Source organism: Mesorhizobium sp. P160219, assembly GCF_057786095.1.
The window spans coordinates 2,463,113-2,478,863 of record NZ_JBYNWG010000001.1 but is presented as its reverse complement, the minus strand read 5'-3'; the positions used below and the strand labels follow the sequence as shown (position 1 = coordinate 2,478,863).

Sequence of the window (15,751 nt, the reverse complement as noted above, 5' to 3'; positions counted from 1 at the left end):
CCTACTGCAATTTCGCCTGTAGCACGTTGACGTCGTCGGTTGTCATTTCACCGTCGGTCGTCACCTTGCCGTCGACGATCTTCCACAGCCGGAACGGACCGGTGATGTCGCCATATTTGTCGAAGCTGACCGGACCGATGACGCCTTCATAGCGGATCGGCTTGCCGTCCTTGATCAGGCCGAGCGCCTTGGCGAACTCGTCCTTGCCGGCATAGATCGGTGTGCCGGCAGGATCGACCGCCTTGTACATGGCATCCTTGATCTTGGCTGGATCCTCGGAGCCGGCAATGGCAATGGCGAGGCCGACAATGGCGCCGGCATCATAGGAACGGTCGGCCGCCGGGTTCGACGGCTCGATACCCGAAAACTCCTTGTAGTTTTTCAGGAAGTAGTCGGTGGAGGTCGTCGGGCTGGTGCCGGAAGAGGTGCCATAGGCATCCTTCAGATAATCGGCGCCGACGGATTCGATGAAGTCCGGGCTGTTCATGCCGTCATTGAGCAGGAATTTCTGCACGCCGCCCTGCGATATCCAGGTGCGGGCGACCGTTGCGCCGTCGACCGGCGTGCTGACGAGGTAGAGTCCGTCCGGCTCGCCTCCCATCGCCGCCGTCACTTCCGAAGCATAGCTCGACTGCTTTTCATTATAGGGCGTGTCGGAGACGATGGTGCCGCCGAGCGCTTTGTAGGCACGCGAGAATTCGGCCACCATGTTGACGCCGAAGTCGTTGTTGACATGGATGATCGACAGTTTCTTGAAGCCCTTGTCGATGGCGTATTTGGCGGCGGCCACGCCTTGCAGCGCATCCGACGTGATGGTGCGGAAGAAGATGCCGTTGGTCCTGCCGTCGCGGCCAAGGGCGGTCAGCGTCGGCGAGGACGAAGCCGGCGACACCTGCACGATCTTGGCCGGCCCGGTGACCGAGGTCAGGATCGGGATCGACACCGAGGAGATGATGCCGCCGATGATCACCGGCACCTTCTTGACCTGTACCAGTTGGGTCGCGGCATCGACCGCGATATTGCCCTGGCTCTGGCTGTCGCGCGTGTCGGTTGCGAGATCGCAGCCGCGTACGCCACCGGCTTCATTGATGTCGCGGAAGGCCATTTCGACGGACTTCGCGCCGGCCTGGCCGTATTCGCCTGCGGGGCCGGTCAGTTCCATGACCAGTCCGACGGTGATCTTGCAGTCCGCTGCGTGTGCGGCGCCGGCCATCGTCACGAGAGCCAGTGCTGTGGTGATTTGAAGTATCGTCTTCTTCATTGCCGTTCCCCTTTTCTTGTTTGAACTTTTGCCTGTTCAGCCTTCCGGCGCCTGCAGCCAGGTCTCATGCAGATGCCGCCATTCGACGCCGTTTGGTGCCGATGAACTGGTGGTGAAGACCGCACTGGACTGCCGGCGACTGTGTTTGCCGGCGCGCAGTTGCGCCTCGATGTAGAAGATGACGATCGTGTCCGCGTCCTGCCAACCCGGCCTGATGTCCTCGATCGATATGGAAAAACCGTCGTCGCAAGTGGCGCGGCTTGTCCGGACATGATCTACGACCGCGTCGCGATCGAGGATCTGGCCATTCGGCGCCACCATGGTGAGGCCTTCGCCCATGACAGCCTCGAAGCGGCCGAACTCCACAGCGTCGGCTCGCGCGGCGACAAACCAGTCGACGAAGAAGCGATGCAGGTCGATGATTTCAGCGCTGGCACGCGAAAAAAGGGAAGGCTCTCCGCTCATTTCTTCCCCGCATTGAGGTTGTAATGCATGATCGAGCCGTGGCGGCCATGACGGTTGCGCTCCAGCGTATAGACATCGCCCGCGAGGCCGGTGCCTTGTGCGATGGCGGCAGCAATCCGCGCGCGATCGTCGGCGTCGAGCGCGACGTCCATGATTTTCGTATTGGCCAGCGCATGTGCCTGGTTGCGCGCACCCACAATGACGGCCGCGACCTGCGGCTGCTCGAGCACCCATGCCGAGGCGATGGTGGCGATGTCGACGCCGTGGCGATCGCCGACCGCTTTCAGCGCCTTGATGAGGGACTGGAACAGCTCCCAGCCGCCGAAGTCGTCGATGATCAGCTTGTATTTGACCAGCGAGCGGTTTTCGAGCGGCGTGGAGGGCTCGGCCACGCCAAGCCATTTGTCGCTGAGGAAGCCGCCCGCCACCGAGCCGTAGCAGAGGAAGCGGACACCGTTCTTAGCGGCAAGGCCCGCAAGGCTGTTTGCCGGCCGCTGGTCGAGCACTGAATATTGCAGTTGCTGGCTGACCAGCGGGATGCCCGCGGAGAGGATTTCGGCTAGCCTCGGCGTATCGAAATTGGTGGTGCCGAGATTGCGCACCTTGCCTTCCAGCCGAAGCTCGTCGAGCCAACCCATCGCCTCGACGTAACGAGGCTGGTCATAATCCCACCAGTGAAACTGCACAAGATCGATCCGCTCCGTCTTCAGCCTGCGAAGCGACTGATTGACGATGCCCCTGATGTAGTCGCGGCTGATGCTTGCCAGTCGTTCGAGGTCCGGCACCAGCTTGGTGTGCACCTTCATCCTGGCCGCAACATCGAGACCGCGATCGCGCGCCAGCCGCAGGCGCGCGGCGCCGATCAGTTCCTCGACGCCGGTGTAGATGTCGGCGCAATCATAGGTCCAGATGCCGGCATCGAAAGTGGCGATGAGGTCGGTCACGGCCTGCCTGCGGTCGATAGCGCCATGGCCGCCGGCCAGCTGCCAGCCGCCGCGGATGACGCGCGAGATCGTATAGCCGGGGCTGAGTTCGACGGTCCTGGCGCTCATCTTTTGTCGGTCTCCTTCGGCAGCGGCACAGCTGTGGTTTGGGCATGGCTGAACCGCCGCTTGGCCAGCCTGACGATCCGCAGCCGGCTGGCGCAATTGGGATCGGGACAGGCGATCTCGGCATCCGAGGTCATCCAGTCATTTGCATGCGTCGGGCGCTGCTTTGCCGCCAGGAGCGGCAACACGGCGGAGATCGAATAAATCGAAAAACCCTGCCCCGCCGGCAGCGACAGCATTTCGCCCTTGAGTTCGAAATAGTCGCCGGCCCTGGCGCCGCAATAGACCGGCTTGCCCTCGGGGATGACCGCTTCGACGCGCAGATCGAAGAGTTCGAAACTGTCGTCGGCCATTCAGGCCTCCACCAGGCTGAAGGTGATGTCACAGGCGCCGTTGCGGCGGATGACGCCGCAGGCGGCGGCAAACTGATCGCGCTCTCCGGCAAGCACTTGCGCGACCACGCTGCCGGCCAGCCAGCCGATCGGGAACAGCAGCCGCGCCCCCTGCCCGTAGTACAGGCCGATATCGAAGATGGCATTGGGATTGCCGCCCCACACGCGTGGCGGCACATAGGACAGCACGATATCGCCGGGCTGCGGCGTCAGCGTTGCATTCTCCGGTGGCAAAGACTGGGCATAGGCCTGGCCGTGGAGATCGGCTGACGGAACCGGGCACGAGATTTCCGGTCCTGTCCACATCGCATGGATGCCTGGGATGATGCGTGGCTGCGCCAGATACGCCAGCAGGAAGGCGGCATTCTCCGGCGCCTTTTCGGGCAATAGCAGCGCCGTCACGGAAAGCTTCGAGCGTGGTTCTGTGATGCTGATGGCGGGCTTGGTCATGTCAATCCTTCGCCGATTGAAGTTTGTCGCGCAAGAAGGCGAAGGGGCGGCTGATGTCGGCCACCAGCGCCTCGCGCGCCGCTTGCGCATCCTGTTTGGCAAGTGCCGCGACAATCCGACGGTGATAGTGGGCGGTATCGACCTCGCCGGCCTCGGAGAAGGCATAGATGGCGACGCGGATGCAGGGTCCAGATTGAAGCCAGAGGCTTTCGATCATCGGGATCAGGACAGCCGAGCCGCAGCAGCGGTAGATCTCAAAATGGAAGCTCTGGTTGAGCGTCGCTTCGCGATCGATATCCTTCTTGTGCTTCAGGGCCCGGATCTCGTCCCACTCGCCCAGCATGGCTTCGATCGACGCGATCTGGCGCGGGCTCATGCGCCTGGCCGCAAGCGCGATCGCTTCGCCTTCGATGAGGGAGCGGGCACGCAGGAGGTCGTCGATGCGCTCCAGCGTGATCGGCGGCACGCGCACCGAGCGGTTGGGCAGCGCCTCCAGCGCCTTTTCCGTGATCAGCCGCCCAAGCGCTTCGCGTACCGGCATGGTCGAGGTGACCAGCGCATCGGCAAGACCGCGGATGGTCAGCACCTGGTTCGGCTCGAAAAGGCCACCGATCAGGGCACGGCGCAGCTCGGAATAGACGCGATCCTGCACGGTCTCGCGGCCGACCGGCGTAAGCTGGGCTGCGATCGTCTCGTTGTTCTTTTCGATGGCAGCCTTCTGCATTACCGGCATTTGCCCCGTTTTCGGCTTGCGAATGAAATTAAAGCCGAATAGCGTGATCAAAGCAAGTGTGATCACAAATCAAAAATCAGGAGGCGACAACGATCGTCTTCGGCCAGAGGGTTTGATGAGCGATGCAGCGCAGCGCCAAGGGCAGGAGACCCGTGCGCCGGTTCTGACGGCACGAAACGTCATCAGGCGTTTTGGCGGCCTTGTCGCCGTCGACAATGTCTCGTTTGATGTCAAAGCGGGCGAAATCCTCGGCCTGATCGGACCCAATGGAGCCGGCAAGACGACCATGTTCGACCTGCTCGCCGGCAGCATATTGCCAACCAGCGGCGACATTCTGCTCAATGGCACGCGCGTCTCCGGCGAAGCCGCTCATCTGCGTATCGGCCGTGGTCTTGGACGCACCTTCCAGATCCCACGCCCGCTGCCCAATCTGACGTTGATCGAAAACATCATGCTGGCGGCACAGGGCCAAGCCGGCGAAAAATTGCTCGCCAACTTCGTCACGCCTTGGCGGGTCGCAGCACAAGAAAGGGCTGCCAGGACAAAGGCGCTCGAGCTGCTGGAGTTGGTCACTCTCACCCATCTCGCGCACGAGCCGGCACGCGTGCTTTCCGGCGGCCAGCGCAAGCTGCTCGAACTCGCCCGCGTCATGATGGCCGATCCGGCGATCATCCTGCTCGACGAACCGGCGGCCGGCGTCAACGCGACGCTGCTCGAGATCATCATCGACCGCATCCGCGACATCAACGCGCACGGCATCACCTTTCTGCTGATCGAGCACAATATCGACATGGTGACGCGGCTCTGCCACCGCGTCCTCGTCATGGCGAGCGGCCAGTTGCTCAGCGAAGGCACGGCAGAGGAAGTCGCCCGCGACCCGCGCGTCATCGAGGCTTATCTCGGGGGCGCCACATGAACGAGACCGTCCTCGACGTGCGCAACCTCGAAGCCGGCTATGAGCTTGGCGTGCCGATCGTGCGCGGCGCCTCGATCACCGTCGGCAAGGGCGAGATCGTCGTCGTGCTCGGCCCCAACGGCGCCGGCAAGTCGAGCTTCATCAAGGCGATCGCCGGCCTTGTCCCGATCACCGGCGGCGCGGTGTTCCTGGACGGCAAGGACATAACCGCCGCGCCCGCCCACACCATGGTCCGGCTCGGCCTGGCCTTCGTACCGCAGACGGAGAACATCTTCCCGCTGATGTCGGTCGAGGACAATCTGAAAGTCGCCTGCGGCATCCTCGAGCGACGCGAAATCCCTGCCCGCATCGAGGAAATGTACACGGCCTTCCCCGACCTCGTCCGCCAGCGCCGCACCGCCGCCGGCAATCTGTCGGGCGGACAGCGGCAGATGCTTGCCGTCGCGCGCGCCCTGATCGTCCATCCCAAGGTGCTGGTACTCGACGAACCGTCGGCCGGCCTGTCGCCGAAATTCGTATCGACGGTGTTCGAGATGCTGGCCGGCATCCGCAGGTCCGGCGTCACCATCCTGCTGGTCGAACAGAACGCCAAGGCAGCGCTTGCCATCGGCGACCGCGCCTATGTGCTGGTCGACGGCAAGGACCGGCACGAGGGCGTTGCTTCCGAACTGTGGAACGATCCTGTCGTCGCCGAACTCTATCTCGGCCAACGCCCGTCCCCCGTCGGCAAGGGAGGCGCGGCATGAGCCTGCAATTTGTCGTCGATGGGCTGCTGACCGGCTCGATGATCGGCCTTGGCGCCATCGGCGTGACGCTGACCTACTCGATCCTGCGCTTCTCGAACTTCGCCCATGGCGACTTCATGGCCTGGGGCACCTATGCGACGCTCGCCGTCGTCAGCGCCATCGGCGCGATGTTCGGCAAGGTGGCGCCCATTGGTCCGCTGTCCTTCGGCTGGCCGCTGCTGGTTGCGCTGGTTGTCGGCATGGCTTTCACCGCCCTGCTGGCGCTGTTGCTCGACAAGGTGCTGTTTTCGCGACTGCGCTCGCAGGGGCAAGCCATCATCGTGGTGATGGCGAGCTTCGGCGCCTCGATGGCGCTGCGCAGCCTGCTCGAATTCACCTTCAGCTCACGCCCGACCTATTTCAGCCGGGCGATCCAGATCGCCATGCCGGTCGGCTTCGGCATCCGCATCACGCCCGATCAGATCGCGCTGCTGCTGCTGACCGCAGTGCTGGTGCTCGGCGTGCATCTGTTGATGACACGCACGCAGACCGGCCGCTCCATGCAGGCGCTGAGCCAAAATGCGGCCCTGGCCCGCATCGTCGGCATCGATGTTGCCTCCGTGGTGCGCGTCACCTGGATCATCGGCGGGGCGCTGGCCTGTGTGGCCGGCGTGATGATCGGCATTCTGGTGCAGATCCGCCCGTTCATGGGCTTCGACATGCTGCTACCGATGTTCGCCGCCGCCATCCTGGGCGGCATCGGCAGCATACCGGGCGCCGTGCTCGGCGGCCTGATCATTGGCCTTGCCGAAGCCGGTGCGGTGCAGCTGATCGGCGCCGAATGGCGCGCCGCAATCTCCTTCATCATCCTGATGGCGGTGCTGTTCGTTCGGCCGATCGGCCTGTTTGGTGTGAGGGAACGCTGATGGACCTGCTCGGCTACGGCGCCTTCTTCCTGACCACCGCACTGATCTTTTCGCTGGTCACACTGGGGCTCAATCTGCAGTGGGGGCTGACTGGCCTTTTCAATGTCGGCCTTGCCGGATTCGTCGCCATCGGCGCCTATACATCGGCGCTGCTGACGACCCCGGACGATGCCGCGCGCTTCGGCGGCTTCGGTCTGCCGATCCTGGTCGGCTGGGCGGGCGCCATGGTCGTCGGCGGTATCGCCGCAGCACTTACCGGCATGGCCACGCTGCGTCTGCGATCCGACTACCTGGCGATCACCACCTTCGGCGTCGCCGTCGTCGTGCAGCTGGTCGCGCTCAACGCGCAGAAAACAACCGGCGGCCCGTTCGGCATCGGTTTCATCCCGCGCCCGTTCGGCGGCCTTGCCGAAACGCCGCTGCTGTTCAACCTGTCGAACCTCGCCGTCGTTTCGGCTGTGACGCTGATCGCCTATCTCGCTCTGGAGCACCTGTCGCGCAGCCCCTGGGGCCGCGTGCTCAAGGCGCTGCGCGAGGACGAGCGAGCGGCGATTTCGCTGGGCAAGAGCGCGCGCTTCTACCGCGTCCAGGCCTTCGCCGTCGGCGGCGCTATCATGGCGCTGGCCGGCGCTTTGCAGGCGCATTTCACCGGCTTCATCGCGCCCGATAACTATCTGCCGATCCTGACCTTCCAGGTCTGGGTGATGCTGATCGTCGGCGGCTCGGGCAGCAATGCCGGCGCCGTTGCCGGCAGCATCCTGGTCTGGGCGATATGGGCGGGGTCGGGCACGCTGACCAGCGTGCTGTTTGCGCCCGAGCAGCAAGCACGCGCGGCCTCACTGCAGATCATCGCCATCGGCGTCATGCTCTGCGTCATCCTGCTGATCCGGCCTAACGGATTGTTCGGCGACCGGCCGCGCCGACCGAAGCCCGGCACACAGACAAAGGCGGCGGCCAACGAGAACGAGGCCGGATCATGAATGCCATGATCCGGCAGCAAGCGTATGGCGTTTCGCTCTGGCATGCCGTCAGCCGCAACCGCCGCGACCGGGGCGCGCTGCAAGGCGGACTCGACGTCGATCTCGCGATTGTGGGCGGCGGCTTTTCCGGCCTGTCGACGGCATTGCATGCCTCTGAGAAAGGGCTTTCGGTCGCGGTCCTCGAAGCCGAATTCATCGCTTGGGGTGCGACCGGCCGGAATGCCGGCTTCGTCGTTCCGAACTTCGCCAAGCGGGATCCAGACGACATCATCACCGAACTCGGACCCGAGCGCGGCGGGCGCCTGGTTGACTTCGCCGCCGGCAGCGCTGATCTCGTCTTCGGCCTGATCAAGAGGCACGGCATCGAATGCGACGCTGTGCAGAATGGTTGGATCCAGCCGGCGCATTCGTCCGCCGCGCTGGAAAAGACGCGATCGCGCGCCGAGCAATGGGCGGCGCGGGGCAGGCCGACCGTTGCGCTCGATGCCATGGCGGTCACGACGCTCACCGGTATCGGCGGCTACGCCGGCGGTTGGATGGATAACTCAGGCGGTGTCCTCAATCCGGTCGAGTACGCACGCGGCCTGGCAGATGCCGCGGAAAAGGCAGGAGCGCGCATCTTCGAGCAGACGCGTGTCACTTCCATCGACCGCACTCCGGATGGCTGGGCCTTGAAGACGGCGTCCGGCACTGTGCGAGCGGGCAAGGTCTTGGTCGCCACCAACGCCTATGGTGGAGAGCTGAACCCGACCTTGGCGCGGACCTATATCCCGCTGAAAATCTTCCAGATCGCCACCGCGCCGCTGCCGCGCGCCATACGCGCGCGCCTGCTGCCGGGCGGCCAGGGCGTCGGCGACACCAGGCGCAATCTCTTTACCTGCCGCTTCGATGGCCAGAACCGGCTGATCAGCGGCGGCATGCATGTCGTCGGCGCCGGCGCCGAGACGCGCTTGCCGCAAACGATTTGGCGACGGCTCGCCAGGCATCTCGATTTGCCTGACCTGCCGCCGCTTGCCTACAGCTGGACAGGCGTGGCGGCGGTGGTGCCGGATTTCCTGCCGCGTCTCATCGACCTCGGCCCGGGCCTGATCGCCGGCTTCGCCTGCAACGGCCGCGGCATCGCCATGACCACGGCAATGGGCAAAGTTCTGGCGGACTGGGCGAGCGGAACGGACGCCCGATATCTGCCGCTCCCCTTCGCGCCGCCAGCGCCGATCCCGCTGCACAGCCTCGTGCGCTATGCACCGAATATGCTGCTTCCCTGGAGCATCCTGCGCGACCGGCTGGATTAGACAGCCAAGCCAGGTGATCCCCCTGCCGGCGCGCTCATAGCGGCCCGAAAAGGACCGCCACCACCTTCCGCAATCGATGGCCTTGGTGGCCCAAGAGGGTATCTTCAGATCCCCTCCCCATCCAGCCGCATCTACTCCGCAGCCTGAACCCGATTGGCCTGGATGACCGCCCGGATCTCGGACCGGCAGGAGCCGCAATTGGTGCCGGCCTTCAGGGCGCCGCCTATGGCTTCGACTGTCGCGCACCCGGCTGCCACTGCCGCCGCGATCTGGTTGACCCCGACGCTGAAACAGGAGCAGACGGTCGCGCCCGAATCGGGCCGATCGGCGCCGGCGCGACCGGCGACGATCCTGAAGCGTTCGCGCTGGCTGGTGTGAACCTCCTGGAGTTGCTGTGCCGCCCAACCCCGCGAAACCGCCACCGGTCCCGACGCGATAAACAAAGCCCCGGCGAGGTGCTGGTCGTCGAAGGCAGCAATACGATGCTGGCCGGTATCGCGGTCGTGATAAGCGAGCGTATCGGCTACGGGAACATCGAAAAGCGAACCAGCAAAACCAGCCCAGTCGATGTCGTCGTCAGCAAAGGCAAGCTCCACCCGCCAGCCGCCCTTGCATTTGGCCACGGCCCAGTAATCTGCTGCGACCGCCACCGGCTTGCGGCGCACCACGGCGAAGCCGAAGGCTCTCGCGGCGAACTTCTCGATGCGGGCGCCGACATGTTTCAGCGCAGGCTGACCGGAAACCGGATCGGTCAGAGGCGCGGTCAGCGTGTCGAGCCGGCCTTTTGCCGAAAACTGGTCAGTCCAGTGCATCGGCGCAAACACGCTCCCCTGGCGCTGGCGTGCCGTCACCAGCGCGCGCACCAGCACATCGCCGCGCGGGCTGGAGACGCGCACGATGTCGGCGTCGCCAATGCCGTGATGCGTGGCATCCGCCGGGTGGATCTCGACGAAGGGCTCGGCCATGTGCTGGGAGAGACGTGGGCTTTTCCCAGTGCGGGTCATCGTGTGCCAATGGTCGCGAACACGGCCGGTGTTGAGGATCAGCGGATAGTCCGGGCTGGTGCGTGTCTCGACGATGGGACGAATGGCGATGAAGCGCGCCTTGCGGTCGGGATTGTAGAAATTGCCGTTGGCGAAGAAGCGGGTGCTGGAAGGGTCAAGTCCCGCTTGAACACCCCCCTCTGTCCTGCCGGACATCTCCCCCGCAAGGGGGGAGATTGGCAGCTTTGACGCCGGCATATCTTCTGCATCGTTGGTAATTGGCGAAGGCCGAGGCGACGGCTGATCTCCCCCCTTGCGGGGGAGATGGCCGGCAGGCCAGAGGGGGGTGGCTGGGCTCGGCGCCGGCCATTGGAACGGAGCCAATTCTTCATAGGCGTCGGCATCGATCGCACCATAAGCGCCGATATCGAAATCCCGCGCGCCGTCATTCTCGAAACCCGACAGCGCGGCGTGTTCGGCGAAAACCTCCGCCGGCGTCACATGCGCAAACGCCTCGCCAAACCCCATCCGCTTGCCCACCTCGGCAATGATCTGCCAATCCGGCCGCGCCTCGCCGGGCACTGCAAGAAAGCTGCGCTGGCGCGAGATGCGGCGCTCTGAATTGGTCACGGTGCCGTCCTTCTCGCCCCAGGCGGCGGCGGGTAGCCGCACATGGGCGTGACGCACGGTGTCCGTGCTCGCCAGCACATCCGAAACCACGACAAACGGGCAGGCCTTGATCGCTGCCTCGACGGCATCGGCATCCGGCATCGAATCGACCGGGTTGGTGGCCATGATCCACAGTGCCTTGATGCGGCCGGCGGCGATCGCCTGAAACATCTCGACCGCCTTCAGACCGGGCTTTTGGGCGACGGCCGGCGCATTCCAGAAACGCTGCACGCGGTCGCGGTGCTCGGGGTTATCGATCTCCATATGGGCAGCCAGCATGTTGGCCATGCCGCCGACCTCGCGGCCGCCCATGGCGTTGGGCTGGCCGGTCACCGAAAACGGCCCTGCCCCAGGTTTGCCGATGCGGCCGGTGGCGAGGTGGCAGTTGATGATGGCGTTGACCTTGTCGGTGCCCGAAGACGACTGGTTCACTCCCTGGCTGTAGACAGTGACGGTTTTCGCAGTCGCGGCGAACAGGTTGTAGAAGCGGGTGAGCTCGTCCTCGCTCAGGCCGGTGGCGGCGGCAATGCCGGCAAGGTCGAGCGCCGATGCGGCGAAGAGAGCTTGGCCGAAGCCGGTCGTGTGTGCGGTCACATAGCCGCGCTCGAGCGCGTTGTGCCGGCCGAGCCAGGCGAGCAGTCCGGTGAACAAAGCAACGTCGCCATCCGGTGCGATCGCCAGGTGCATGTCGGCGATATCAGCGGTCATGGTGCGGCGAGGATCGACCAGCACGACCTTCATCTCCGGTCGTTTTTCCCGGGCCGTCGCGATGCGCTGGAAGAGCACGGGATGGCACCAGGCGAGATTGGAGCCGACCAGCACGATCAGGTCGGCGAGCTCGAGATCCTCGTAGGTGCCGGGCACGGTGTCGGAGCCGAAGGCGCGGCGGTGGCCGGCAACCGAGGAGGCCATGCATAGCCGCGAATTGGTGTCGATGTTGGCCGAGCCGATGAAGCCCTTCATCAGCTTGTTGGCGACATAGTAGTCTTCGGTCAGCAACTGGCCGGAGACATAGAAGGCGACGGAGTCAGGACCGTGCTCGGCGATGGTTTGCGAAAAGGTCGAAGCGACGCGGTCGAGCGCCTCGTCCCAGCCGGCACGGCGACCGTGGATTTCGGGGTAGAGCAGCCTGCCGTCGAGGTCGATGGTTTCGGCCAGGGCCGAGCCCTTGGAGCAGAGCCGGCCGAAGTTCGCTGGATGGTCGGGGTCGCCGCGGACGCTGACTTCACCGTCCGCGGCGACTTTCGCCAGCACGCCGCAACCCACCCCGCAATAGGGGCAGGTGGTCCTCACCTCGCGCGCTTCGCCCAGTTCCATGCTTCAGGCCGCGCGGCTGGCCAGCGCTTTCAGCGCAATGAACAGGTGCTCGCCCTCGGTCCGCACAGGAATGGTGCGTACGGCGCCCTCGTCGGCGCCGAGCGCCTTGCCCGTCTCCAGCGAGATGACCCAATTGTGCAAGGGACAGGTGACGGCGGTGCCGTGGACGATGCCTTGGCTCAGCGGCCCACCTCTGTGCGGGCAATGATCGTCGATGGCGTAGACCTGATCGTCCTGCGTGCGGAAGACGGCGATCTTACCCTCGGGTGTGTCGACGCAGCGCGCGCCACGCCGCGGGATGTCGGAGAGTGAGCCGATCGATATCCAGTCCATTTTGATCACTCCGCCGCCTGCGCAAACCCGACAGAAGCCATTGGCCGGAACTCGTGCTTGTCCTTGCCGGAGACGCGTTCCGACCACGGGTCGACCTGGGCGAATTTCTGGCTGAAGACGAAGCGCTCGTAATAGGCCTTGCGCTTGGCGCCGTCGTCCATGATCTGGCGCTTGATCTCGGGGATGCCGATGCGCTTGGCCCATTTGTAGATGCGCTCGAGATAGCGGCCCTGCTCGCGATACATCTGCGTCAGCGCCACGACATGCTCCAGCGCCTCGTCTTCGGTCTTGACCAGGCCAAGCACTTCGGTGCCCTTGATGTCGAGGCCGGCGGCGCCGGCGAAATGGATCTCGTAGCCACTGTCGACACAGATCACGCCGACATCCTTGCAGGTCGCCTCGGCGCAGTTGCGCGGACAGCCCGACACCGCCATTTTGACCTTGGCCGGGGTCCACGAGCCCCACATGAATTTCTCGATGCGAATGCCGAGGCCGGTCGAATCCTGCGTGCCGAAGCGGCACCAGTCGGAGCCGACACAGGTCTTCACCGTGCGCAGGCCCTTGGCGTAAGCATGGCCTGAGACGAAGCCGGCCTGGCCGAGATCGGCCCACACCGCCGGCAGATCCTCCTTGCGGATGCCCAGCATGTCGATGCGCTGGCCGCCGGTGACCTTGACCATCGGTATCTCGAACTTATCGACGACGTCGGCGATGGCGCGCAGTTCGGCGGCGTTGGTGACGCCGCCCCACATGCGCGGCACCACCGAATAGGTGCCGTCCTTCTGGATGTTGGCGTGGACGCGTTCGTTGATGAAGCGCGACTGATAGTCGTCGGCGTAATCGTTCGGCCAGTCGCAGACGAGGTAGTAGTTGAGCGCCGGCCGACATTTTGCGCAGCCGCAGGAGGTCGTCCATTCCAGCTCCTGCATGACGGCGGGAATGGTCTTCAGGCTCTTGGCGATGATCAGCCGGCGCACCTCGTCATGGCCGAGCGTGGTGCAGCCGCACATCGGTTGCACGGCGGCCGGGTTGTATTTGTCGCCGATGGTCAGCACCATCAGCTTCTCGACCAGCCCGGTGCACGAACCGCAGGAAGCCGATGCCTTGGTGTGGGCGCGCACGTCGTCGAGCGAAGCCAGGCCCTTGGCCGTGATCGCGCCGGTGATCTTTCCCTTGCAAACGCCGTTGCAGCCGCAGATTTCCGCATCATCCGGCAAGGCTGCAACGGCCGCCATAGGGTCCAGCGGGGCACCCCCCTGGTAGGACTGGCCGAAGATGAGCGTGTCGCGCATCTCCGATATGTCGGTCTGCTTCTTCTTGAGATCGTTGAACCAGGCCCCGTCCGCCGTCTCGCCATAAAGCACGGTGCCGATGATGCGGTCGTCCTTGAGCACAAGGCGCTTGTAGACGCCGGCGGCGGCATCGCGCAGCACGATCTCCTGGCGGTCCTCGCCTTCGGCGAAGTCGCCAAGCGAGAACAGGTCGATGCCGGTGACCTTGAGCTTGGTCGGCGTGTCCATGTGGACGAAGGCCGCTGCCTCGTTGCCGGCCAACTGGTTCGCGGCAACGCGCGCCATCTCGTAGAGCGGCGCGACCAGCCCGTAGACCTGGCCGTTGACCTCGGCGCATTCGCCGAGCGCGTAGACGTCGGGGTCGTTGCTGCGCATGCCGGCATCGACGACAATACCACGATTGACGGCTATGCCGGCCTCCTTGGCCAGCGCCGCATTCGGCCGGATGCCGACCGCCATCACCACCAGCGTTGCCGGGATAATAGTGCCGTCGGCAAGCTCCACCTGCCCGACCTTGCCGTTGCCGGTGATCGCCTGGGTGTTGGCCTTGGTGATGACCTTGATGCCGCGCTGTTCCACCGCGCGCTGCAGGAGATAGCCGGCGGCTGGATCGAGCTGACGCTCCATCAATGTCGGCATGACATGCAGCACGGTGACGTCCATGCCTTGGGCGTTCAAACCTGCTGCCGCCTCCAGCCCGAGCAGGCCGCCGCCGATGACCACGGCCTTGGCCCGCGACTGGGCGGCAAGCATCATGGCCTGAACATCGTCGAGGTCGCGATAGGTCAGCACGCCCGGCAGATCGTGACCGGGCACCGGAATGATGAAAGGCACCGATCCGGTGGCGATGACGAGCTTGTCGTAAGGCTCGGTGACGCCGTGGTCGGAGGTGACGGTCTTGGCCGCCCGGTCGATGGCGACGATCTTGTGACCCTTGTAAAGGGTGATGTTGTTGGCGATGTACCAGCCGTCGCCGTGGATGATGATTTCCTCATAGGCCTTTTCGCCGGAGAGAACCGGCGACAGCATGATGCGGTCGTAGTTCACCCGCGGCTCGGCGTTGAAGATGGTCACGGTGTAGCGGCCCGGCGCCTGTTCGAGCAGATGCTCCAGCATGCGCCCGGGGGCCATGCCGTTGCCGATGATGACGAGCTTTTCGGTCATGGCGTTACTCCGCGGCTTCGACGAAGCGATGACGTTCATAGAGGAACTTCAGCACCGCTTCGCGGCAGCGCAGGAAGGTGCGGTCGGAAGAGAGTTCGACGCGTCGACGCGGCCGCAGCAACGGCACCGCAAGCACCTCGCCGATTGTCGCCGCCGGACCGTTGGTCATCATGACGATGCGGTCGGACAACAGCACCGCCTCGTCGACATCGTGGGTGATCATGATCGTCGTCGAGCCGAGCCTGGAATGGATGTCCATAACCGCATCCTGCAGATGGGCGCGCGTCAGCGCGTCGAGTGCCCCGAACGGCTCGTCGAGCAACAGGATCTTCGGCTCCATGGCAAGCGCCCGGGCAATGCCGACGCGCTGCTTCATGCCGCCCGATATTTCGGCCGGCCGCTTGTCCTTGGCATGGGCCATCTGCACGAGATCGAGATTGCGCATGATCCAGTCATGTCGCTCGGTCCTGCTCTTGGAACGGCCAAAGACTTTCGACACCGCCAGGCTGATGTTTTCGTAGACGGTGAGCCATGGCAGCAGGCTGTGGTTCTGGAACACCACGGCGCGCTCGGGTCCGGGGCTGTCGACCTCCTTGTTTTCAAGCAGCACGGCGCCGGCGGAAACCTTGGTCAGCCCGGCGATCAGATTGAGCAAGGTCGACTTGCCACAGCCGGAATGGCCGATGATGGCGACGAATTCGCCCTTGTCGATGGTCAGCCTGATGTCCTTGAGCACCTCGCTGACCTGACCGCCGCGGGCAAAGGATTTGTCGATATGGTCGAGCTTCAGATAGGCCGTCATCG

15 protein-coding genes are annotated in these 15,751 nt (G+C 64.5%); 5 read left to right on the top strand and 10 right to left on the bottom strand.

The annotated features are described in order from the left end of the window. Position 1 precedes the first annotated feature (1 nt). The 6 genes from AC3EMP_RS11925 to AC3EMP_RS11900 are packed head-to-tail and all read right to left on the bottom strand — an operon-like array spanning position 2 to position 4,341. A complete protein-coding gene (locus tag AC3EMP_RS11925; protein WP_352596918.1) occupies positions 2–1,261 on the bottom strand; it encodes an ABC transporter substrate-binding protein in 1,260 nt (419 codons plus the stop codon). Positions 1,262–1,297: 36 nt separating this feature from the next. Continuing rightward, on the bottom strand, positions 1,298–1,726 hold the full coding sequence (locus AC3EMP_RS11920) for a hypothetical protein (protein WP_023751815.1): 429 nt from the start codon (positions 1,724–1,726) through the stop codon (positions 1,298–1,300). Further along, the gene (locus tag AC3EMP_RS11915) at positions 1,723–2,778 is read right to left on the bottom strand and encodes an aldo/keto reductase (RefSeq protein ID WP_352710979.1); all 1,056 of its coding nucleotides are present in this window, start codon (positions 2,776–2,778) and stop codon (positions 1,723–1,725) included. The genes AC3EMP_RS11920 and AC3EMP_RS11915 overlap by 4 nt, the downstream gene beginning before the upstream one ends. Then, on the bottom strand, positions 2,775–3,128 hold the full coding sequence (locus AC3EMP_RS11910) for a TIGR04076 family protein (RefSeq protein WP_023682686.1): 354 nt from the start codon (positions 3,126–3,128) through the stop codon (positions 2,775–2,777). The genes AC3EMP_RS11915 and AC3EMP_RS11910 overlap by 4 nt, the downstream gene beginning before the upstream one ends. Continuing rightward, entirely contained in the window at positions 3,129–3,617 is a 489-nt protein-coding gene (locus AC3EMP_RS11905; RefSeq protein ID WP_023714896.1) for a DUF3830 family protein, read from the bottom strand. A gap of 1 nt (position 3,618) precedes the next feature. Continuing rightward, on the bottom strand, positions 3,619–4,341 hold the full coding sequence (locus AC3EMP_RS11900) for a GntR family transcriptional regulator (protein ID WP_023714897.1): 723 nt from the start codon (positions 4,339–4,341) through the stop codon (positions 3,619–3,621). 124 nt (positions 4,342–4,465) lie between these two features. Here AC3EMP_RS11900 and AC3EMP_RS11895 point away from each other — a divergent pair, with 124 nt between their 5' ends. From AC3EMP_RS11895 to AC3EMP_RS11875, 5 genes are read left to right on the top strand one after another with little or no spacing between them, the layout of a single operon-like run. Continuing rightward, positions 4,466–5,266, top strand: a complete 801-nt coding sequence (locus AC3EMP_RS11895; protein ID WP_023714898.1) for an ABC transporter ATP-binding protein — start codon at positions 4,466–4,468, stop codon at positions 5,264–5,266. After that, positions 5,263–6,012, top strand: coding sequence for a branched-chain amino acid ABC transporter ATP-binding protein (locus AC3EMP_RS11890; RefSeq protein ID WP_352710976.1), 750 nt, complete (start codon positions 5,263–5,265; stop codon positions 6,010–6,012). Before AC3EMP_RS11895 ends, AC3EMP_RS11890 begins: the two co-directional genes overlap by 4 nt. Next, positions 6,009–6,917: a branched-chain amino acid ABC transporter permease gene (locus AC3EMP_RS11885; protein ID WP_023710022.1), complete on the top strand. Its 909-nt coding sequence runs from the start codon at positions 6,009–6,011 to the stop codon at positions 6,915–6,917. The genes AC3EMP_RS11890 and AC3EMP_RS11885 overlap by 4 nt, the downstream gene beginning before the upstream one ends. Beyond that, positions 6,914–7,897, top strand: a complete 984-nt coding sequence (locus tag AC3EMP_RS11880) for a branched-chain amino acid ABC transporter permease (RefSeq protein WP_023682691.1) — start codon at positions 6,914–6,916, stop codon at positions 7,895–7,897. Before AC3EMP_RS11885 ends, AC3EMP_RS11880 begins: the two co-directional genes overlap by 4 nt. Further along, a complete protein-coding gene (locus AC3EMP_RS11875) occupies positions 7,894–9,189 on the top strand; it encodes an NAD(P)/FAD-dependent oxidoreductase (RefSeq protein ID WP_023682692.1) in 1,296 nt (431 codons plus the stop codon). Before AC3EMP_RS11880 ends, AC3EMP_RS11875 begins: the two co-directional genes overlap by 4 nt. 131 nt (positions 9,190–9,320) lie before the next feature. Here the strand turns inward: AC3EMP_RS11875 and AC3EMP_RS11870 are convergent, their stop codons facing one another. From AC3EMP_RS11870 to AC3EMP_RS11855, 4 genes are read right to left on the bottom strand one after another with little or no spacing between them, the layout of a single operon-like run. Continuing rightward, positions 9,321–12,158, bottom strand: coding sequence for a molybdopterin-dependent oxidoreductase (locus tag AC3EMP_RS11870; RefSeq protein WP_488494618.1), 2,838 nt, complete (start codon positions 12,156–12,158; stop codon positions 9,321–9,323). Positions 12,159–12,161: 3 nt separating this feature from the next. Next, positions 12,162–12,491 (bottom strand): nitrite reductase small subunit NirD, encoded by a 330-nt coding sequence (nirD, locus tag AC3EMP_RS11865; protein WP_023682694.1) that lies wholly within the window; start codon positions 12,489–12,491, stop codon positions 12,162–12,164. Positions 12,492–12,496: 5 nt separating this feature from the next. After that, positions 12,497–14,947 carry a nitrite reductase large subunit NirB gene (nirB, locus tag AC3EMP_RS11860; protein ID WP_023682695.1) on the bottom strand — a complete coding sequence of 817 codons (2,451 nt, stop codon included), beginning with the start codon at positions 14,945–14,947 and terminating at the stop codon, positions 12,497–12,499. A gap of 4 nt (positions 14,948–14,951) precedes the next feature. Further along, positions 14,952–15,749, bottom strand: coding sequence for an ABC transporter ATP-binding protein (locus AC3EMP_RS11855; RefSeq protein WP_352712803.1), 798 nt, complete (start codon positions 15,747–15,749; stop codon positions 14,952–14,954). Positions 15,750–15,751: the final 2 nt, after the last annotated feature.